Here is a 19,967-nt window from a genome sequence, read left to right as displayed (position 1 = left end):
CTGATCTACGTGTCGAACGCGCCGTTCACCGAAGTCCAGAAGGTGCTCACCGCCTTCAACGGCGTCACCGGACCGCTCGCCTCCGCGGCCACCGCTTACGCCTACGCCAAGTAGGCGTACTGGGTCGCTGAGACGACGGCCGCGGAAAAAAATCGCGTTTCGCCGCGTCCTCGCGTATGGGCACTGAGTGCGGGGCGGGATCGAGGCTACGGAGCCGCATCCGCCGTCGCGCCGACGAGTCGCGCAAGGATGCCCAGAAGAGCCCGATGAAGATCGGACGTTTCGTCCCCGCCCACGGGCCGCATCGGCCCGCGCTGATCGCCCTCAGCCTGTGTCTCGCGCTCCTGCCAGCCACCCAAGCGGCGGCCGACGTGGTGGTCGGCGTGGCGGTCCCGCGGTCGGGCCCCTACGTGGCGGTCGGCGAGCAGGTCCTGCGCGGCGTCGAGGCCGCCGCCCGGGACGCCAACGCCATGGGCGGTCTCGACGGCCAGCCCGTGACCCTCGATGTGCAGGACGATGCCTGCGATTCCAACACTGCGACGGCAGTGGCCAACCACTTTGTCCGCTCCAATGTCCGCCTCGTCGTCGGCCATGTCTGCTCCAACGCCTCGATCGCCGCCTCCGACATCTACGCTCAGAACGGTGTGGTGATGATCACAGCGGCCTCGGTGGCGGCGCGGCTCACCGATCGCGGGCTGCCGAACATCTTCCGGGTCTGCGGCCGCGATGACGATCAGGCTCGCCTGTCCGCCGCCGTGCTCGCCGAGCGGTTTCGTGACCGGAAGATCGCGCTGATCCAGGACCAGTCTCCGGCGGCCCGCAGCCTCGCTGCCGCCACCAAGGACAACCTCAACCGCATCGGCGTGAACGAGGCGCTGTTCCTGTCGTTCTCGCCCAGTGACGCCGACGACACCGCCCTCGTCGACCGCCTCAAGGGCGCGGGGATCGAGGTGGTCTATTACGGTGGCGACGCCGCCGAGATGGGCCGCCTCGTCAAGATCGCGGCGGACCGGGGCTACCGGCCGCAATGGTTCGGTACCTCGGCCATCGCCACGCCGGATTTCGCCAAGATCGCCGGCTCGGCGAGCAACGGCGTCCTCATGACCTTCTATCTCGATCCGAGCCGGCAACCCGCAGCCGCGGCGGTCGTGAAGACCTTCAAGGCCGAGGGTGTCGATCCCACCGGCTCGACGATCTACGGGTATGCGGCCATGCAGGCCCTGGTAGCGGCCGGCAACTTCGCCCATTCCGCCGAGCCGAGGCCCATCGCGCAGGCGCTCCATACGGAACGGTTCGACCTCGTGCTCGGCACGGTCGGTTTCGACGCGAAGGGCGACGTCACCGCCCAGGGCTACGTGCTCTACGTGTGGAAGGACGGGAGCTTCACGCCAGCCGGGAAGTGAGCGGCGATGGCGCTCACAGCGCCTGCGCGGCGTCGACCTCCGCGCCGCGACCCAGTCCGCGCAGCAGCTCGGCGAGATGGGGGCGGACCTGCAACTGCAGGGCGTGCAGCCGCCGCACGGCCGCGCTGAGCTGCCCCTCCCGCTTCAGCATCGCGTCGGCGAAGCCGACCATGCGCGCATTCGGCCAGGCCGGCTCGCGCAGGGCGTGGAGACGCTCGACCAGAGCGGCGGCGGGCGTACCGGGCTCGGCCTGCGCGAACAGGGTCAGCAGCGCCGCGGTGGAGCGCGACAGGCCATAATGGCAATGGACCAGGAGATGGCCCGCACCATCGATCTGCCGCCCGAAATCGAGGATCGCCGCAATGTGCTCGGGCTCGGGCGGAACCAGGCCCGCGCCGGGACCGAGGCAATCGTGAAAGTGGAGCGTCGTGCGGGTGTGGGCGCCGTAGCCGGCGAAGGCCTCCGGCTCCGGCGTGCCGGGATCGAGCAGCGACAGGACGTGGCTGATGTCGCAAGTCCCGTGGCCGGCCAGCTCTTCCAGGCCGCAGACGGTGTGCAGGGTGACGGCGGGCTCGGTTCGCATCCCCGGCGCCTAGCACGGGCGCAGGCCGGTTTCGAGGCGCGACGGAACTGCTCCGGCGTCCGCGGCTTTCGAGAACCGGCACGGACGTGCTACCTGCGACCCCCGATCCGGCCCAGGCCGGATCGGACCTGCTCGGATGAGATGCCGTTGGACGAACCTCACCTCGCGCGATCCCCCTCGGTCGGGACGCGGCGCCGAAGCGTGCTGACCGCCGGCCTCGGCGCGGCCGCGGCGCTCACCGGGCCCCTCGCCGCCCCGGCCCGGGCCGAGGGCGCCCCGGAGCTGCGCTGGCGCCTGTCCTCCGCCTACGCCAAGAACCTCGACATCCTGTACGGCGCCCCCGAGGCGCTCAGCCGGATCGTCGCGGAAGCCACGGACGGGCGCTTCCAGATCCAGGTGCAGGGCCCCGGCGAGCCGGTCCCGGCCGAGGGATTGCTCGATGCCGTAGCCGCCGGCACCGTCGAGATGGGCCATGGGCCGGCGACCCTGGGCATGGCCAAGGATCCGACCTTCGCGCTGGCCACCGCGGTGCCCTTCGGCCTCAATGCCCGGGGCGCCGCCGCATGGTGGCAGGCGGGGGGCGCCGCCGAGCTGTTCGCCGAGGTCTTCGCCAAGGCCGGCCTGGTCTGCCTGCCGGGCGGCAACACCGGCGCGCAGATGGGCGGCTGGTTCCGCCGCGAGATCAAGAGCCTCGCCGATTTGCAGGGGCTGAAGTTCCGGATCGGCGGCATGGGCGGCCAGGTCCTCGCCAAGTTCGGCGTCCAGCCGCAGGCGGTGCCGGGACCCGAGATCTACGCGGCCCTGGAGAGCAAGAAGCTCGACGCCGCCGAGTGGATCGGCCCCTACGACGACGAGCGGCTCGGCCTGCAGAAAGTCGCGCCGGTCTACCACTATCCCGGCTTCTGGGAGGGTGGCGCGCTGCTGCATTTCTGGTTCAACGCTGAGAAGTGGAAGGCGCTTCCGAAATCCTACCAGGCGATCCTCCGGGCCGCCGCCGCCGAAGTCGGCGCCGACGTTCAGGCCAAATACGATGCCCGCAACCCGCAGGCCCTGCGCCGGCTGGTGGCCGGGGGAGCCCAGCTGCGGCCCTTCCCTCAGGACGTCATGGAGGCCGCCCTCAAGAACGCCAACGACGTCTACGCCGAGATCGCCGCCAAGAACGCCGATTTCCGCCGTGTCTACGAGGCGATGCGCACCTTCCGCAACGAGGAATACCTCTGGTTCCAGGTGGCGGAATACACCTACGACAACTTCATGATCCGCGCCCGGGCACGGGGCTGAGGCGCACGCCGCCGAGGGGATTCGGGTCCTGTGTCGGCGCGCGTCAAAAATGGGGACGCCGAGCTGCTCCCGATTGCAACGCGCTCGGTAACGGCCCTAGCGTCCGGCACGGGATCGGCGAGGGGAGAGCTGCATGGTCGGGACGCTGCGGGTCGGATTGGTGCTGCTCGGGGCGGCCTTGCCCTTTCAGGCCTTCGCGCAATCGGCCGCCAACCTGACAGCCCTGCGCGGGCTGGCCCCGGTGGCCCGGCTTCAGACCTCACCCGAGGGCAAGGCGGCGCTCGAAGCCAACCTGCGGGTCACTGGCGACATCCAGACCGGCGATCTCAAGCAGCCGACGCTCCTGCCATTCGCCGAGCAGCAGCAACTCGCCCTGCGGGATTGCTTCATCACCGACGGCAACGCCGCCAACCTCGCCGACGGCCTCGGCACCACGCTCGCCCAGGCCTACCACGCCAAGGCGGCCTACAGCGACTACAAGTCCTTCACGAGCATCGCGCCGTCGGTCGCCAACCTGATCGGCTACACCAACAACGTGACCAAGTCGGATTCCAACTCCGGCAAGTACTTCTTCGCCAACGCCACCACCAACGGCAAGCATCCGGTCTCGGCTGAGGGCGACGCGGTCCTGTCGAACGGCGCCGTGACAGACGTGTTCGGCAAGGCCTATGATCGGCCGGCTGGCAGTCCCGGCGCCGACCGCTACGGAAATTCGCGTCCGTTCCAGACCCTGCCGCGCCTGCGGGCCTATCGCGGCAAGGACTATTTCGGCGATCCGTCCCACAGCCTCGACTGGCTGCGCGGTCCCTCGCAGGATCTCGTGAACAGCCCGTCCTACCCGAGCGGGCACACCACCTACGGTTACACCGAGTCGATGATGCTCGCGCTCCTCGTCCCCGAGCGCTACCAGCAGATGATCGCCCGCGCCGCCGAGTACGGCAACGACCGGATCATCGTCGGGGCGCACTACGCCATGGACGTCCTCGGCGGCCGGGCGACCTCGTTGCACGCCCTCGCGCATCTGCTCGCCAACGATCCGGCCTATGTCGGCCAGATCCGGAAGAACCCGGCCGTGCTCGACAAGGCCACGGCCGATGCGGACAAGACGGTGGGCGTGACCGATTACCGTGCGCTTCTGACTGAGGCGCGCGCCGCGATGACCGAGGCGCTGAAGGCCGGCTGCGGCGACACGGTCGCGGCCTGCGCGGCGAACGATACGGGCCGCTTCAAGGACCCGGCCGCCAACGCGGCCTTCTACGCGGCGACCCAGACCTATGACCTGCCCACGGTGCATCCGGGGACCGCCGGCCGGCGCGAGGATGTGGGCAAGGTCGCGCCGGAGGCCGGTCACCTGCTCACTGCGGCCTTCCCGGCGCTGACGCTGGACGAGGCCAACGCGATCCTCACCGACACGCAGGGACCGGGCGGCGGCTTCCTCGACGACGGCTCGGAGTTCGGTGTCTATTCCCGCCTCAACCTCTACGCGGCGGCCGGCAAGGCGTCTGCGCTGGCGGCGAGCCGGACGGGTGCCGGCGCAACGCGCTGAGGCGAGGCGCCGGGAACGCCCCGAGGCGCCGCTATCTCGGCGTTCTGGGCGCGGATCCTGAAGCCGCCATGTGACGAGCGAGGAATTCCCGCGTCAAACCGGCGACCGCGTCAGTCGCCTCGTCCAGGGCGAAGTGGCCCGCCTCCAGAATGTGGAGTTCCGCCTCGGGAATGTCGCGTCGATAGCCCTCTGCGCCCGGCACCAGGAAGGACGGATCGTAGCGGCCCCACAGGACGAGTGTCGGCCGCGGATGATTCCGCATCCAAGCCTGCCATGCGGGATAGGATGCGACGTTGGTGCGGTAATCGTAGAGCAGCGCCGCCTGGATTTCCCGCGCTCCCGGTCGCGCGAGGATGGCGTACTCGTCGGTCCAAGTATCCGGATTGTACCGCTCGGGGTTGGGGCTCGTGCCGAGATGGCGCTGCCGGGCGCCTTCAAAGGACGTGAAGGCGTCGACCTGTTCGGGGTGGCCCTCGGGATCGGCCCAGTACCGGGCGATGCCCTCCCATTTGCGGCCGAGCCCCTCAACGTAGGCATTGGCATTCTGGATGATCAGGGCACTGACGCGCTCCGGATGGGCCATCGCCATGCGAAAGCCGACCGGACCGCCGTAATCCTGCAGGAAGAGCGTGTACCGGTCGATTCCGAGATGCGTCACCAAGCCCTCCATGGTCCTGGCGAGAGTGTCGAAGGTGTAGGTGTACTGCGCGGGCGAGGGCGCATCGCTTTGCCCGAAGCCGGGATAGTCGGGCGCGATCAAGTGATAGCGGTCGGCCAGCAGCGGCAGCAGCGGGTCCCACTGCCGTGACGATGACGGATAGCCGTGAAGCAGCAGGATCGTGGGCGCATCGCGCGGGCCGGCCTCCCGGTAGAAGATGCCGACACCGTCGATCGTGACGCGATGGTAGGTCGTCGTGGCCGAGACCGAGGGGAGCGGCTGAGCCGCCCCCGGCGACAGCGCCAGAGCGGCTGCGATGAGGGTCTTCGTCGGCATCGAACCTCTTCTCCGCGCGAGGTAGAGCATCCTGATCGAACGGTCGGCGGTAACTTCCGCCCGTACGAGCCGGGAAACGGCGCCGCCCTTGAACGGCCGGCGCCAATCTCCACTCAAGCTCTGTTGAGCGTGCCTCAGGGCACACGCTTGCGCAGCACGAACTCTCCGATCGCCAGAAATTTCTGCGCCCGCTTGCCGGTGTCAACCTCGGTGGTGAACACGTTGCCCTTCGAGTCGACCGCGAGATTGTGGACCCAGTGGAACTGGCCCGCCATGCGCCCGTTCCGGCCGAAGGCGCCGACCACGTCGCCCGTCGCGCGCGAGAGCGTGCGCACCTCGTTGTTGGCCCCGTCCGCGTTGAGCAGGTAGGTCTCGTCGGCGTCCGGCCAGAGGGCCAGCTCCCAGACCGAGCCGTTGGCCCGGGTGTTCTTCTCGATGAAGAACTCCTTCACGAAGGTCCCGTCCTTCCTGAACACCTGGATGCGGTCGTTGGTGCGGTCACAGACATAGACCAGCCCGTCCTGCGCGATCCGCACGCAATGAACCGGGTTGGCGAATTGCTGCGACGGAGCCGCGGCCGGATCGTAGGGGCCGAGCTTGTCGTCGGTCGGCGGCTTGCCGTAGGCGCCCCACATTCGCTTGAACGCCCCCGTGTCCCGGTCGAACACGATGATGCGGTGGTTGTAGTAGCCGTCCGCGACGTAGACCTCGTTGGCCGCCATGTCGAAATCGACGTTGGCGGGCTTGCCCAGGCGTCCAGTGTCCCGGCTGTCGGTCTGCGGGCCGGACTTGCCGATCTGCAGGACGAACTTGCCCTCGGGGGTGAACTTCAGGAGCTGGCCGTCCTGATCGCCGTTGCCGGCGATCCAGACGAAGCCCTCGCCGTCGATCTGGATGCCGTGCTCGTTGGCGGGCCAGTCGTAGCCGGTCCCCGCCCCGCCCCAGCTCCGCAGCAGCGTGCCGTCCTGGGCGAATTCCAGGACCGGTGGGGCCGGCTTGCAGCACTTCGTGCGCGGCGGATCGAGACTCGCCGCCTTCTCGTCGTCCGTGAGCGTCCGCGGCCGCTGCACCACCCAGACGTGATCCTGGGCATCCACGGCGACGCCGGCCGCCTGTCCCATGATCCAGTCGTTCGGCAGCGGCTTCGGCCAGGACGGGTCGACCTGGAAACGCGGCGGCTCCGCGGCCGCGGAGCCCGCGACGGCGAGCAGGCAGGCGAGTGCCGGCAGGGCGGTGAAGATCCTCATGGCGTGTCCTCCGGCGCCTGTTCCGGCGCTCGCCGCTAGCATGGCGTCCAGGTCCGGCAGGATCCAGCCGGATGGGCGCGCTTCGGTGACAGCGGCTGCCCGGCGACCATTCCGGACAGAAAAAAGGCCACTCCCGAAGGAGCGGCCCGAAGTCTAGGGAGGAAACGCCCAAGAAGGGCAGCGGGATCGCGACGCCATCGCCATCCCGCGATGCACAATCTGCGCGCTTGCCCGGAAAATACAAGGGCATCAGGACAGCAAGGCTGCCCTTTCGTGCGTCCGCGCACAGATCGCCGGGCTTCTGTGTTGAAAATGTCGCAGGCCGGACTTGCGGCACCGAAACCTGCATTGCAGCCGCAGTAGCCGATAGATCGCCGCGCAAGCCACTGATGAATCGCGATTTCGCCGGATCGAGCCGAGGCGTGCCCCGAAGGTTCGACTGCGGCTTTTCATCCCCGTCATCCGGACGGACGAATTTCCTGCCCGCTCTACCTTTCCCAGCCAAGGTTCCGGCGCGACGCGCGAAGAAAGGGGCGGATAAGCATGGCGATCCACGGTGAGCGGATCCGGATCCTCAACGATGTCGAGCCCCGTGGTGACGGCGCCTACGTCCTGTATCTCCTCCAGCAGGCCAACAGGGCGACGTTCAACCCGGCCCTTGAACTCGCCGTCGAGGAGGCGAACCGCCTCGACCTGCCGGTCATCGCCTGCTTCGGCCTGCTCGACGGCGAGAGCGGTTTTCCCGAGGCCAACGCCCGGCACTACGCCTTCCTGTTGCAGGGTCTCGCGGATGCGAAGGCTGGCCTGGAGAAGCGCGGGATCGGCTTCGTCATGCGCAAATGCTCGCCCGCGCGGATTGCCATCGACCTCGCCGAAGATGCGGCGCTCCTCGTGCTCGACCGCGGCTATCTCGCCATCCAGAAGGGCTGGTACCGGGACATCGCCGCGGGGGTGAAGGCGCGGATCGTCCAGGTCGAGGGCGACGTCGTTGTGCCGGTCGAGACGGCCTCGGGGAAGCACGAATACGCGGCCCGGACGCTGCGGCCGAAGCTGAACCGGCTGTGGGATCCGTTCGTCGCGGAACTGGAGCCGCGCACCGTGAAGCATAGGGCCGATCGCCTGACGCTGAAGAGCGCGATCGACGTCTCCGATCCGGAGGCGGTGCTCGCCGGCATGAGCCTCGACCGGGTGGTCGGGCCGGTGCGGCGCTTCACCGGTGGCGAGACACAGGCGCGCAAGCGCCTGAAGGCGTTCCTGAAGGACGGGTTCTCGGGCTACGGCGCAGGGCGCAACATGCCGGAGGCGGCCGCCGCCTCGCATATGAGCCCGTACCTGCATTTCGGGCAGATCTCGCCGGTGGAGATCGCCCTGGCGGTGCGGGGGGCCACGATCGGCGATGCCGACGACCGCGGCGCCTATCTGGAGGAGCTGATCGTCCGGCGCGAACTCGCCATGAACCACGTCTTCTACACGGAGGGCTATGACGATTACGAGCGGGCCGTGCCCGACTGGGCGCGCAAGACCCTGGCCGAGCATGCCGAGGACGAGCGTCCGCATGCCTATTCGGAGGACCAGCTCGCCGCCGGCGAGACCCACGATCGCTACTGGAACGCCGCGATGCGCGAGATGCGGGAGACCGGCTACATGCACAACCAGCTGCGGATGTACTGGGGCAAGAAGATCCTCGAATGGTCTCCGTCGCCCCAGGAGGGCTTCGCCCGGACGCTCCGCCTGAACAACCGCTACTTCCTCGACGGGCGCGACCCGAACTCCTTCACCAACGTCGCCTGGGTCTACGGCCTGCACGACCGCCCCTGGCAGACGCGCAAGATCTTCGGCACGGTCCGCTATCAGAGCGAGAACTCGCTCAAGAAGTTCGATGCCAAGGCCTATGTGCGGGCGGTGGAGGAGCTCTGCGCCGCCGAGGCATAAGGCGGGACGGGTCCGTCTGTCCGCGGCCGCACCGGCGCGTCGATATCCGCGCAATCGTTGCACGATGAACGGACCGGACGGCAGGGTATTGCGGCGCTTGCGCCCGCCGCGGCGCGGTCGTTTCGCGCGCACAGGTTCGTGAAGAAACGCTTCCCGGGCCTGGGATGTTTCGACAGCACTTCCGGATCATGGTCAATCGCCGGATATCATCCGGCGACAACTCGGTAGGACCGGGGCCGGATCATCGCTTTGCTCGCGACTGAAAGGAGGACGTTGAGGCGGACGAAGCTGGCAGGCGCAGCACTCCTCGCACTCGGAACCTTGACCGCCGCGGTCGGTACGGCGGAGGCCGCCCAGCGCTGCGGCCCGGGCTTTCACCGGGTCTCTGGTATGGCTGGTGCAAGCCGAACTGGCGCCCCTATGCGTACCGCCCCGTCTGTTACGCACGGCCGGTGGTCTACGGCTGGCACCGTCCCTGGTGCTGGCACCATCGCTGGGCCTGGCATCACGCGGGCTGGCAACGCCCTTGGGGCTGGCACCATCACGGCGGCTGCCGCCGGGCCGCCTGGCACTACGGCTGGCACTACGGATGGTGATCGGGTGAACGGCGGGGCCGGCACGCGGGCGCCGGCCATCGACCGACCGGTATCCGTCCGGCGGCGTTCCGTGCCCGCCTCAAGCCGTCCCGCGGAGGAGGTCTTTCCTGGATCGTTGCGCTATAGCGTCCGCTCCGACTGCGCGGACGAGGTGCTCTTTCATGGTCGAGATGCGGGACGACCAGCGGGAGACGACGGATGCTCCGCCCCCGCAACGCTCGCGTTATCGCCGCTCGATCATGCGCCTGCGCTCGGCTTCGATGGACGCCTATCCGCTCTGGCGCGGGCGTCTGCTCTTCCTGGTGGGCGGTATCGGCGTGGGCCTCGCCGCCGTGCTGATGGCCAAGGGCGCCGACCTCGCGCAGGACGGGTTCCGCCGGCTCACGTCGCCCTCGCCGCTGATCGCCCTCGTGCTGACGCCCGCGGGCTTCGCCCTGGCGGCGCTGCTGGCCCGCACGGTGTTCCCGAACTCGCAAGGGTCTGGCATCCCCCAGGTGATCGCCGCCCGGCATGCCCGGGACGCGGGTTTCCGCTACTCCCTGATCTCGCCCCGGGTGGCGTTCGGCAAGGTGCTGGTCCTGTTCCTGGGCCTGCTCTGCGGCGCCTCGGCCGGCCGCGAGGGGCCGACCGTGCAGGTCGGCGCGGCGATCATGGCGGCCTTCGGGCGCCTGACCCCGGAGCGCCTGCCCGGACTTCTCCTCGCGGGCGGCGCAGCCGGCGTCGCGGCAGCCTTCAACACGCCGCTCGCCGGCATCGTGTTCGGCATCGAGGAGCTGGGTCGTGCCTACGAGGCGCGCTCCTCCGGGCTGATCGTGGCCGGGATCGTGGCCGCGGGCCTGACCTCTCTCGGACTGCTCGGCAATTACACGTATTTCGGGACGTCCGATGCCGGCCTGCCGCTGGCGGCGGGCTGGATCGTGCCGCTGATCGCCGTGCTCGGAGGCTTGGCCGGCGGTCTGTTCAGTCGCCTCGTGATCCTGTTCGCCCGCGGCCTGCCCGGCGCGATCGGGCAGCTCATCCGGGGTCGACCGGTGATCTTCGCGGCGGTCTGCGGCCTGTGCGTCGCCCTGTGCGGCCTCGCCTCCGGGGGCGCGGCCTACGGGACCGGCTACGAGGAGGCCAAGGCCATCCTCCACGGCGACACAACCGCTGGCTGGACCTACGCGCCGCTGAAATTCGCCGCCACCGTGCTGAGTTCGATCAGCGGCATCCCGGGGGGGCTGTTCGCGCCGTCCCTGGCGGTCGGTGCCGGCCTTGGCGGGACGGTTCACGGCTTCCTGCCGGACATGCCGGTCGGCGCCCTCGTGCTGATCGGGATGGTGGCCTACCTGACCGGCGTGCTGCAGGCGCCGATCACCAGCTTCGTCATCGTCACCGAGATGACCCAGAACCACGCGATGGTGATCCCCCTGATGGTCGCGGCCCTCCTGGCCGACGCCGCCTCCAAGGCGATCTGCCGGGGCGGGCTCTATCACACCCTGGCGGAGATCATGCTCGAGCGCGCCGATGTGCCGGCGCAGCCCGTAGCGAAGACCGGCTGACCGCGCCTGTGAATAAAAGCGGCCCAGACCGCAATCCGCGGAACGGTCTCGCTTGGCATCGGTTGAGGCAGCAGCGACAGGCCCCGTGCCGGGGCGCCTACGGAGTGACGCCATGACCCTTCTGAAATGGGCCCTCATCTGCTTCGTGATTTCGCTGATCGCCGGCGGTCTCGGATTCACCGGGATCGCCTCGGGCGCCGGATCGCTGGCTCGCATCCTGTTCGGCCTGTTCCTGCTCATCGCCATCGTGATCGTGGTCATCGCCTTCGCGGTCGGGCAGGCGGTGTTCTGAGGCCAGCGCGGTGCGCGGCACGGTCTGCCTCGTCACCGGGGCGACCGGCGGCATCGGCTACGAGACGGCCCTTGGACTCGCGCGCCTCGGCGCGCGGGTCGCCATCGTCGGGCGGGACGCGGAAAAGCTGCGGGCTTGCGCCGATCGGATCCGCGCCGCTGTGCCCGGCGCCGCCGTGGATGCGCATCGCGCGGATCTGTCGGCGCAGGCCGAGATCCGCCGCCTCGCCGAGAGTCTGCGCGCCACCTATCCGCGCCTCGACGTGCTGGTGAACAATGCCGGCGCGATCTTCGACCGGCGCATGCTGACCGTCGACGGGATCGAGCGCACCTGGGCTCTGGACCATCTGGGCTACTTGCTTCTGACCCTCGAACTCGTCGATCCCTTGAAGGCAGCAGCGGCGGCCGGTGGCCAGGCGCGAGTCGTCAATGTCGCTTCGGCGGCCCATTACCGGGGACATATCGACTTCGACGACATCGAGGGCGCGAGGCGCTACCGGGCGGTGGCGGCGTATGCCCAGGCGAAGCTCGGCAACGTGTTGTTCACTTACGCGCTGGCCCGACGCCTGCACGACAGCGGCATCACGGTGAATGCCGTCCACCCGGGAGTGGTCAACACGGGATTCGCGAAGAATACCGGCGGCCTCCTCGGCGCGGGCTGGGCGCTGATGCGGCCGTTTCTGATCACGCCCGAGAAGGGCGCGCAGACCTCCCTCCACGTGGCCAGCGCCCCCGAACTCGACGGGATCACCGGCCGCTACTTCTCCCATGGGCAACCGAAGGCCTCCTCGGCCGAGAGCCGCGACGAAGCGGTTCAGGAGCGGCTCTGGGCGCTGAGCCTCCGGCAAGTGGGCCGGAGCGCCTGAGGACGCCGCGGGCGACCTCGGGAAGCGCCGATACGAGGCCGGTCCCGGAGACATCGCTTCCTTTGGCCGGATCGCGGCACCGGTCACCGATGTGCAGGCGTGGGACAGCCGGTCGCCGAATTTGAACCGTGTCGGGTGATCCTCTTGGCGAAGGTACGAACGTCTTCGCACCGGATGCTGGGCATGACAGCGCCCCGTCCTGAACCTGAAAGATCTGACGGTCGGGGCGACCCGCTTTCGCGCCTGTGAACGGCAGGGGCTTCGGACTGTCCCTCAGGCCGCCGCCCGCACGCCGTGGTCGCCCTGTTGCTGGATCTCGATGAACACCCGGGTGACGTCGGGGCTGCGCTGCTTCAGCGCCTTGTCGAGCCGCGTGACCAAGCTCTCGACCTCTCCGGCGCTGAGGTCGTCGGCCATGTCGATGCTGAGATTGACCAGGATATCGGAGGGACCGAGATGCTGAGTCAGCACCTCGTTGACATGGAGCACGCCCGGCTCGGCGCGCGCCAGGTCCGCGATCGCCGCGATGACCTCGGGATCGGCCGCCTCGCCGATCAGCAGGCCGTGGGTCTCGACCATCAGGAACACCGCCATGCCGACGAGCACGAGGCCGATGCCGACCGAGGCCCAGCCGTCGAGGCTCGGCTTCTCCAGGATGTGAGACAGGGCCACGCCCGCGAGGGCGATCAGCAGGCCGATCAGCGCGGCGGCATCCTCGGCGAGCACCGTGAACAGGGTCGGGTCCTTGCTGCGGCGGATCGCCCGCACGGCCGAGTGCTTGCCCTTCTCCGCCCAGAACTGGCGCATCGCCACGAAGAAGGACGTGCCCTCGGCCACGACGGCGAAGCTGAGGATGGCGACGTTCACCCACAGGCCCGGCAGCCGGTAGCCGAACAGCTCGGCATCCACGTCCGGCTCGGGGTGGCGGACCCGCTCGACCCCCTCGTAGATCGCGAAGAGGCCGCCGCCGAGGAAGATCATCAGCGCCACCACGAAAGCGTAGAAGTAGATCTCGCGCCCGTAGCCGAACGGGTGCCGGGCATCGGCCGGGCGCTCGGCGCGCTTCATGCCGACGAGCAGCAGCACTTGGTTCGCCGTATCGACCACGGAATGCACACCCTCGGCGAGCATCGCGGTCGAGCCGGTCAGCGCCCCGCCGACGAATTTCGCCGCCGCGATGGCGAGGTTGGCGCCTGCCGCCGCGTAGATCGCTCCCGTGCTCTCATGCGCCATCCGGAACTCCCTGAGCGGCCTGTGAGACGCCGGACCGTCGGAGCCCGGCACGGCACTGCCGCCGCGGCGATGCAAGCGTCGCGGCCGGCCGCAGGTTCCCGTGTGGACGCGGCCGGGCGCCCCGTGCAACCTGCACCCGCTCAAGAAGTCCCGGAGGCAGCATGGCTGACGCCCGCTACGATCCCGACAACATCTTCGCCAAGATCCTGCGGGGCGAGATCCCCTGCCACCGCGTCTATGAGGACGCGCACACGCTGGCCTTCATGGACGTGATGCCCCAGGGCGAGGGCCACACCCTGGTGATCCCGAAGGCACCGGCTCGGGGCCTGCTCGATGCCGAGCCGGACTCGCTCGGCGCCCTCATGGTGAGCGTCCAGAAGGTCGCCCGCGCCGTGAAGGCGGCATTCCAGGCCGAGGGCTTGACCCTGTTCCAGTTCAATGAGGGGGCCGGAGGCCAGACGGTGTTCCACCTGCACGTCCACGTCATCCCGCGGCGCGAGGGTGTGCCGCTGAAGCGTCACGAGGGCGGGATGGCCGACAATGCGGTTCTGGCTGAGCAGGCCGCCCGCATCCGCGCAGCGCTCGAAAGCCAGGGCTGACGCTCAGGCCGCGCTGGCCGAATCGCCCGATTGGGCCATGCTGGCGAGCAGCCGGCGCAGGGCAGCGTTCTCGGTTTCGAGTTCGCTGACGCGCTTGAGCAGCATGGTCACGGAGGCTTCCATCCCGGCCGGATCGGAAGCCGCTGGCCCCGTGCCGGCCTGGGCCGGCGCCTCGAAGGTCACCCCGATCCCGTCCTCCCGGCGCCAGCGCAGGGTCGCCCGATAGGTTCGGTCCTTCTGCGGGATGTAGAGGTCGAACGCCTCCGGAAGCGTCGTGGCATCGCTCATGACGAGGCGCGCGCCGGTGGGTGACAGGTCGCGCACCAGGCAGTCGAAGCTCGACGAGCCGTTGTTGAAGATGATGCGACCCTTGAGGAAGACCCTCTGGCGCGCCTCTCTGCGATGCTCCGACATGCGGGCGGCTCCGGAACCTTGACGATCCAGGGATTTCTGCACGCCAGCCCTTAAGGAATCTTCGTCGCGATCGCGGAGTCGGAGGTCCCCCATTGCTGGGTGTCCACGAACTGCAAGGCCCTTGGCTGCGAGGGGCGGGGGTCGTCCGCGTCGCCGTTCTCGCGAGCGCAGCCACATGACGACGGTACGGGCAAACCCGTTCGAACTCTCGTGGCGGAATCCATTCGGGATCCGTGCCGGGACCGGACACACGGCTCAGAGTGCCCGCAAAGGAGAAGCCACGGGGCGGCTCCATCAAGTCTGTGAGCGGGCCGTATCTCGCATTGGGGCTGTCGGCGCTCGGGGGCCTGCTCAGGCGGTGAAGCGCCGGTCCACCGTCTGGAACAGGTAGAAGCCGTTGAAGCGCACCGCGGTGTCGGCGGCCCGGCCGTCGAAATCGAGCGGCTGCCGGCTGCCGTCGCAGAGCTTGCCGCCGAAGGTCCAGCGGCCGGCGCCGATGAAGGGCGGGACGGTGCTGGCCTCCGGTACTGCGCAGCAGAGGCCTTCCTCGCCCTTGAGCTGGAACAGGTTGTAGCTTCGCATTCGAAGTCCTCCGCCTGGCCGCCCTCGAAGCCAATATTCCCAATACAAGATCTTGCACTGCGAAGAATCGGCTTGACCGTGCTCATAATGGCACAATCGGTCGAGTTTGTGTCGGTCAAGTTTCGGGGACGTTTCGAGTCAGCTCCTCGATCCAGATGCGCGCCGACCCGTCGGACGGCGCACGCCAATCGCCGCGCGGGGAAAGCGAGCCGCCGGCCGAGACCTTCGGCCCGTTCGGAAGCGCCGAGCGCTTGAACTGGCTGAAGCCGAAATAGCGGCTCAAGAACACGCCGAGCCAGCGGCGGATCTCGGGCAGGTCGTAGGCGACCCGCTTGGTCTCGGGGAAGTCCGGCGCCCAGAAGCCGCGATCCTTGTCGCCCCAGGCGTGGAGCGCCAGGAAGGCGATCTTCGAGGGGCGGAACCCGTAGCGCAGCGTGTAGAAGAGGTTGAAGTCCTGGAGCGCGTAGGGGCCGATCGTCCCCTCCGTGCTCTGCGGGCTGTCGTCCTGGTCCACCGGCACCAGTTCGGGGGAGATCTCGGTGTCGAGGACGGCCTGGAGGGTGCGGGCCTCCTGCGGCCCGACCTCGCCGTTGCCGATCACCCAGCGGATCAGGTGCTGGATCAGGGTCTTGGGCACGCCGGCATTGACCGCGTAGTGGCTCATCTGGTCGCCGACGCCGTAGGTACACCAGCCGAGCGCCAACTCCGACAGGTCGCCGGTGCCGACCACGATGCCGCCCGCGTGGTTGGCCAGCCGGAACAGGTAGTCGGTGCGCAGGCCCGCCTGCACGTTCTCGAAGGTGACGTCGTAGACCGCTTCGCCCTTGGCGAAGGGGTGGTTCATGTCGGCGAGCATCTGCTTGGCGGCCGGCCGGATGTCGATCTCGGCGGCCGTGCAGCCCAGCGCCTTCATGAGCGCATGAGCATTGGTCTTGGTGGCATTCGAGGTGGCGAAGCCCGGGAGCGTGTAGGCCAGGATGTCCGAGCGCGGGTATCCGAGGCGATCGAAGGCCTTGGCGATCACGATCAGCGCGTGGGTCGAATCGAGGCCGCCCGAGACGCCGATCACGGCCTTGCGGGTGCCGGTGGCCTCCAGGCGCTTGGCGAGGCCGGCGACCTGGATGTTGTAGGCCTCGTAGCAATCCTGCGCGAGACGGGTCGGATCGGCCGGCACGAAGGGAAAGCGCTCGATTCGCCGGATCAGACCGAGATCCGCCTCGGGCGGAGCGAGGCGGAACGGGACACGGCGATAGGGGAGGGCGTGGCGCCGCGCGTCGTCGTCGAAACTGCCAGCTTGCAGGCGCTCCTGGGCGATCAGGTCGAGGTCGATATCGGCCAGCGTCGTCACAGGGCCTTCAGGGAAGCGCTCGCCCTCGGCGAGCCGCACGCCCAGCTCGTCGATGCTGGTCTGGCCGTCCCAGGACAGGTCGGTGGTCGATTCGCCCTGGCCGGCAGCGGCGTAGACATACGCGCAGGCGCCGCGCATCGAGGCCGCCCGGGACAGGAGCGCCCGCGACTCGGCCCGGCCGACGGTAATCGGGCTGCCCGAGAGGTTCGCCAGCACGGTGGCGCCGGCGAGCGCCGCGCGCATGCCGGGGGGCTCGGGCACCCACAGGTCCTCGCAGATCTCCACGCCGATCACGAGACCCGGCAGATCCTCGGCCGGGAACAGCAGGTCGGTGCCGAAGGGCGCCTCGTGACCGGCGACCCGGACGGTCTCGCTGATGAGGCCTGCGCCGGAGGCGAAGTGGCGCTTCTCGTAGAACTCCCGGTAGTTCGGCAGGAAGGTCTTCGGCACGACGCCCAGCAGCCGGCCGCCCTGGATCGCCAGAGCGCAATTGTAGATGCGGTGGCGCCAACGCAGCGGCGCGCCGACCAGCAGCACAGGGCGCAAGCTCGCCGATTCGGCGATCACCCGGGCGGCGGCGGCCTCGACCGCGTCCAGCAGGGTCTGCTGGAGCAGAAGATCCTCGATCGCGTAGGCCGAGAGACCGAGTTCGGTAAAGACCGCCAGCGCCACCCCCGAATCGTGGCAGGTCCGGGCGAGGTCGAGGATCACATCGGCGTTGCGCTCGGGCTCGGCGGGATGGGTGCGGCCGGTGCAGGCCGCGACCCGCGCGAAGCCGTGGCGGTACAGCGAGCGGAAGCGCGTCGGCGATTCGGAGGTGGCTTGCGACACGGGCACCTGTCCGGATGAGGGGTGGCTGCAGGTATCATATGGGATGCGGCAGGGCGGCGGCAGCACCGCACCACGCCGGTCAACGCGCCGGAACGGGGTTCGGCCTCCAACTGCCATCCACAGCTACCTCGTCATCCCGGGAGCGTGCGGCGGAGCCCGGGATCCCGGGCCGCCGACGCGCGAAGACTTGGCAGAACCGGCGGATCTGGGTTCCGGGCTTGCCTGCGGCGCCCCGGAACGACGGGTCGGCCGACAGGCCTGGACCCCCGCATGGTTTCCGCGCCGCAATCCGCGGCAAGCCTCCATTAACGACGAATGGCCTAACTCAGGGACAGCCGCCGCGCGTCGGCGGATCCCTGTTTCGAGTATCGTCTGAGAACCCATGCGCGCATCGGGACGGCCTCCGTACTCCCATCGTGACCCCGCCCGCCCCGTCCGCGGCGGCGACCGTTCAGGCCTCTCTCTGGGAGCCCTGGCGCACCGGCTGATGGCGCTCCGCGCCAGCCTCACCCGCCGTCTGTCCGGCTCCCCCGCCGGCCTGCCCGCGCGTCCGTCCTACAGTGCCCCCGGGCGCCGGGCGGAGCCGAGCTGGCTCACCCCGCCGGGCGCGATGGTCGGTCGCGAAGCCCTGGAGCGCACGCCGCGCGCTGCGGCGCCCGAGCCTCACTGGCCGGCCCAGATCTTCGACGACCGGGCGAGCCTCGACGCCCTGAACGCCCCGGCCTTCGAGAGCCGGATCGACCGCAGCGCCTCGTCGCCGGGCGTGCTGGTGCGCCAGCCGCGCCGCCCCGCCGCCATCGCCCCCGAATATGCACCCGTCGCGAGCCCGGTCGCAGCCTCGGTCACCGCGCCGGCTCCGGCCACGCCCTCGGCCGTGCGCTACACACGCACCCCTGACTCGGTGTTGCAGGAGCGCCGTCAGCGCGCCCTGGAGGCCGAGCGCGTCGCCCTGGAGCGCGCCCGCGCCGAGGCGCAGTCGGCCGCCCTCGCTTTGGAGACCGAGCGGGCAGCCCGCGAGGAAGCCGAGCGCGCGCAGATCGAGCGCGCGCAGATCGCTTCCGAAGCGGCCGAGTGCGTCGCCGCTGCGCCGGCCCTGCACGAAGCGGCCGCGCCGGACGCGGAGCCGGTGCCCCTGTGGCGCCAGCCCTTCATCGCGCCGCCCGGCGTCCGCTTCTTCCGCACGCCGGACCGCCGCCCGGTCCGGCCGGCCGTCGAGCTGGCCGCTTCCACGGCCGCGATCACTCCGGTTGCGGCCGTGCCCGCCGTCGCGGAGGCGGTCGAGACCTTCGCCGAGGCGCCCGCGCGCGATTGGTCTGACCTGCCGGACTGGTCCGAGGTCCAGCCCTGGTTCGACGGCGGTGAGTGGTCGTCCGTGGAGGCTTGGTCGGCCCTCGCGGCGCAGCCCGCAGAGGCCGCGCCGGCCCCGGACGGCGTCGCCGTGGCGGTCACCTCCGACGAGCGCTTCGTCTCGATGCCCCTCGACATCTCGCATCTGCGCTCGCTGCCGCCGCGGCCGGTCTACGTGCTCGACCGGCTCGTGCGCTTCGACCAGCCGCCGCGCCCGGCCGACGGGCAGGATAACGGGACGGAGGCCGGCCAGCGGGCCGACGAGGCTGCCTCGATCCGCAGCGCCTTCCTGCCGCCCGCCGCGACTCCGGCCGCATCGGGCTTGTCGCTGGTCTTCGGGCCCGGCAGTGCCGCGATCGAGCCTCCGGCCGCGCCAGAGGCTCCGCGCCGCACCCCGGTTCTCAGCGCCATGGCGGCCCGGGCGGCGATCCGCGCGGCTGGTCAGCCGAGCGCGGTCCCGCCGGCGCCACCGGTCCAGCGTGAAGCCATGGCATCTTCGGTTGCGGCCGCTCCGGTCGCCGAGCGCGCCGAGGCGGAGCGCGTGGTGATCCCGATGACCCCGCGTCCGGTCCTGCTCCGGGGCAAACTGGCGCCGCAGCCCGAGCCGGTTCCGGAGGAGGCTGAAGTCGAGGCCGAGCCCGTCGCGCCCATCGGAGAGACGGTCGAGGCTGCAGCCCTGCCGGCCCTCGCGCCGGTTGCGCTCCCGATGGTGGCGCCCCGTGCGCACCTGATCCCGGCCGGCCGCCACCTCGAGATCGCGCCGATCGAGAACGCCGATTACGAGCTGCCCTCCCTCGAACTGCTCGCTCTGCCGGCCCCCGGCGGCAGCGAGGAGGTCGATGCCGACGTGCTGGAGCAGAACGCCCTCAATCTCCAGCAGACGGTCCAGGATTTCGGCGTGCGCGGCGACATCCTGGCGGTGCGGCCCGGCCCGGTCGTGACCCTCTACGAGCTCGAGCCCGCCCCCGGCACCAAGTCCAGCCGCGTGATCGGCCTGTCGGACGACATCGCCCGGTCGATGTCGGCGGTCTCGGCCCGCGTCGCGGTCGTGCCCGGCCGGAACGTCATCGGCATCGAGCTGCCGAACGAGACTCGCGAGACCGTCTACCTGCGCGAACTGCTCTCGTCGGCCGACTTCGCCGAGAGCAAGCACAAGCTGGCTTTGTGCCTCGGCAAGAACATCGGCGGTGAGCCGATCATCGCCGACCTCGCGCGCATGCCGCACCTGCTGGTCGCCGGCACCACCGGCTCGGGCAAGTCGGTGGCGATCAACACCATGATCCTCAGCCTGCTCTACCGGCTGAAGCCGGAGGAGTGCCGCCTGATCATGGTC

At 69.7% G+C, this 19,967-nt stretch carries 16 protein-coding genes; 9 read left to right on the top strand and 7 right to left on the bottom strand.

Annotation, left to right across the window (positions count from 1 at the left end; genetic code table 11):
- The first annotated feature begins 266 nt into the window (after positions 1-266).
- Positions 267-1,403: a branched-chain amino acid ABC transporter substrate-binding protein gene (locus tag CIW48_RS31825; RefSeq protein WP_091789424.1), complete on the top strand. Its 1,137-nt coding sequence runs from the start codon at positions 267-269 to the stop codon at positions 1,401-1,403.
- Between the two features lie 13 nt (positions 1,404-1,416).
- Here CIW48_RS31825 and CIW48_RS31820 read toward each other — a convergent pair whose 3' ends face one another.
- Positions 1,417-1,986 (bottom strand): protein-tyrosine-phosphatase, encoded by a 570-nt coding sequence (locus CIW48_RS31820; RefSeq protein ID WP_149314355.1) that lies wholly within the window; start codon positions 1,984-1,986, stop codon positions 1,417-1,419.
- 147 nt (positions 1,987-2,133) lie between these two features.
- On the opposite strand from CIW48_RS31820, the gene CIW48_RS31815 reads away from it, so the two are divergent.
- Together CIW48_RS31815 and CIW48_RS31810 are read left to right on the top strand one after the other, a co-directional pair.
- Positions 2,134-3,267 carry a TRAP transporter substrate-binding protein gene (locus tag CIW48_RS31815; protein ID WP_246695515.1) on the top strand — a complete coding sequence of 378 codons (1,134 nt, stop codon included), beginning with the start codon at positions 2,134-2,136 and terminating at the stop codon, positions 3,265-3,267.
- 133 nt (positions 3,268-3,400) lie between these two features.
- Positions 3,401-4,813: a phosphatase PAP2 family protein gene (locus CIW48_RS31810; RefSeq protein ID WP_149314353.1), complete on the top strand. Its 1,413-nt coding sequence runs from the start codon at positions 3,401-3,403 to the stop codon at positions 4,811-4,813.
- A 31-nt stretch (positions 4,814-4,844) separates the two neighbouring features.
- Here the strand turns inward: CIW48_RS31810 and CIW48_RS31805 are convergent, their stop codons facing one another.
- Both CIW48_RS31805 and CIW48_RS31800 read right to left on the bottom strand, forming a co-directional pair.
- Positions 4,845-5,807 (bottom strand): alpha/beta hydrolase, encoded by a 963-nt coding sequence (locus CIW48_RS31805; protein WP_149314352.1) that lies wholly within the window; start codon positions 5,805-5,807, stop codon positions 4,845-4,847.
- Positions 5,808-5,941: 134 nt separating this feature from the next.
- Entirely contained in the window at positions 5,942-7,054 is a 1,113-nt protein-coding gene (locus tag CIW48_RS31800; RefSeq protein ID WP_149314351.1) for a hypothetical protein, read from the bottom strand.
- 543 nt (positions 7,055-7,597) lie between these two features.
- Here CIW48_RS31800 and CIW48_RS31795 point away from each other — a divergent pair.
- The 4 genes from CIW48_RS31795 to CIW48_RS31775 all read left to right on the top strand — a co-directional run bounded on the left by CIW48_RS31795 (position 7,598) and on the right by CIW48_RS31775 (position 12,280).
- Entirely contained in the window at positions 7,598-8,986 is a 1,389-nt protein-coding gene (locus CIW48_RS31795) for a deoxyribodipyrimidine photo-lyase (protein WP_149314350.1), read from the top strand.
- A 757-nt stretch (positions 8,987-9,743) separates the two neighbouring features.
- Complete coding sequence (locus tag CIW48_RS31785; protein ID WP_173009470.1) at positions 9,744-11,123, top strand: chloride channel protein; 1,380 nt, start codon at positions 9,744-9,746, stop codon at positions 11,121-11,123.
- Between the two features lie 112 nt (positions 11,124-11,235).
- Positions 11,236-11,415, top strand: a complete 180-nt coding sequence (locus tag CIW48_RS31780; protein ID WP_010685332.1) for a DUF1328 domain-containing protein — start codon at positions 11,236-11,238, stop codon at positions 11,413-11,415.
- Between the two features lie 10 nt (positions 11,416-11,425).
- Positions 11,426-12,280 (top strand): SDR family oxidoreductase, encoded by an 855-nt coding sequence (locus CIW48_RS31775; protein ID WP_149314349.1) that lies wholly within the window; start codon positions 11,426-11,428, stop codon positions 12,278-12,280.
- Between the two features lie 273 nt (positions 12,281-12,553).
- Here the strand turns inward: CIW48_RS31775 and CIW48_RS31770 are convergent, their stop codons facing one another.
- Positions 12,554-13,513 (bottom strand): cation diffusion facilitator family transporter, encoded by a 960-nt coding sequence (locus tag CIW48_RS31770; RefSeq protein WP_149314348.1) that lies wholly within the window; start codon positions 13,511-13,513, stop codon positions 12,554-12,556.
- A gap of 161 nt (positions 13,514-13,674) precedes the next feature.
- Here CIW48_RS31770 and CIW48_RS31765 point away from each other — a divergent pair, with 161 nt between their 5' ends.
- Complete coding sequence (locus tag CIW48_RS31765) at positions 13,675-14,112, top strand: HIT family protein (RefSeq protein WP_091789455.1); 438 nt, start codon at positions 13,675-13,677, stop codon at positions 14,110-14,112.
- A gap of 3 nt (positions 14,113-14,115) precedes the next feature.
- On the opposite strand, the gene CIW48_RS31760 is transcribed toward CIW48_RS31765, so the two are convergent.
- From CIW48_RS31760 to CIW48_RS31750, 3 genes are all read right to left on the bottom strand, one after another.
- A complete protein-coding gene (locus CIW48_RS31760) occupies positions 14,116-14,526 on the bottom strand; it encodes a PilZ domain-containing protein (protein WP_091789458.1) in 411 nt (136 codons plus the stop codon).
- Positions 14,527-14,877: 351 nt separating this feature from the next.
- Positions 14,878-15,108 (bottom strand): hypothetical protein, encoded by a 231-nt coding sequence (locus tag CIW48_RS31755; protein WP_149314347.1) that lies wholly within the window; start codon positions 15,106-15,108, stop codon positions 14,878-14,880.
- Positions 15,109-15,223: 115 nt separating this feature from the next.
- Positions 15,224-17,287, bottom strand: coding sequence for an NAD(+) synthase (locus CIW48_RS31750; protein WP_149314346.1), 2,064 nt, complete (start codon positions 17,285-17,287; stop codon positions 15,224-15,226).
- A gap of 487 nt (positions 17,288-17,774) precedes the next feature.
- Here CIW48_RS31750 and CIW48_RS31745 point away from each other — a divergent pair.
- A partial coding sequence (locus CIW48_RS31745; RefSeq protein WP_149314345.1) for a DNA translocase FtsK occupies positions 17,775-19,967 on the top strand: 2,193 nt, incomplete at its 3' end.

Origin of the sequence: Methylobacterium sp. P1-11 (assembly GCF_008329595.1) — a bacterium.
In the GTDB taxonomy this organism is placed as follows: Bacteria; Pseudomonadota; Alphaproteobacteria; order Rhizobiales; family Beijerinckiaceae; genus Methylobacterium.
This window is presented reverse-complemented; position numbering and strand designations above follow the sequence as displayed.

Bases quoted from the DNA above. Each gene is read 5' to 3' on its own strand.
- CIW48_RS31780 (WP_010685332.1), top strand. From the start codon at position 11,236: ATGACCCTTCTGAAATGGGCCCTCATCTGCTTCGTGATTTCGCTGATC.
- CIW48_RS31755 (WP_149314347.1), bottom strand. From the start codon at position 15,108: ATGCGAAGCTACAACCTGTTCCAGCTCAAGGGCGAGGAAGGCCTCTGC.
- CIW48_RS31760 (WP_091789458.1), bottom strand. From the start codon at position 14,526: ATGTCGGAGCATCGCAGAGAGGCGCGCCAGAGGGTCTTCCTCAAGGGT.
- CIW48_RS31825 (WP_091789424.1), top strand. From the start codon at position 267: ATGAAGATCGGACGTTTCGTCCCCGCCCACGGGCCGCATCGGCCCGCG.
- CIW48_RS31810 (WP_149314353.1), top strand. From the start codon at position 3,401: ATGGTCGGGACGCTGCGGGTCGGATTGGTGCTGCTCGGGGCGGCCTTG.
- CIW48_RS31805 (WP_149314352.1), bottom strand. From the start codon at position 5,807: ATGCCGACGAAGACCCTCATCGCAGCCGCTCTGGCGCTGTCGCCGGGG.
- CIW48_RS31765 (WP_091789455.1), top strand. From the start codon at position 13,675: ATGGCTGACGCCCGCTACGATCCCGACAACATCTTCGCCAAGATCCTG.
- CIW48_RS31795 (WP_149314350.1), top strand. From the start codon at position 7,598: ATGGCGATCCACGGTGAGCGGATCCGGATCCTCAACGATGTCGAGCCC.
- CIW48_RS31770 (WP_149314348.1), bottom strand. From the start codon at position 13,513: ATGGCGCATGAGAGCACGGGAGCGATCTACGCGGCGGCAGGCGCCAAC.
- CIW48_RS31800 (WP_149314351.1), bottom strand. From the start codon at position 7,054: ATGAGGATCTTCACCGCCCTGCCGGCACTCGCCTGCCTGCTCGCCGTC.
- CIW48_RS31785 (WP_173009470.1), top strand. From the start codon at position 9,744: ATGGTCGAGATGCGGGACGACCAGCGGGAGACGACGGATGCTCCGCCC.
- CIW48_RS31820 (WP_149314355.1), bottom strand. From the start codon at position 1,986: ATGCGAACCGAGCCCGCCGTCACCCTGCACACCGTCTGCGGCCTGGAA.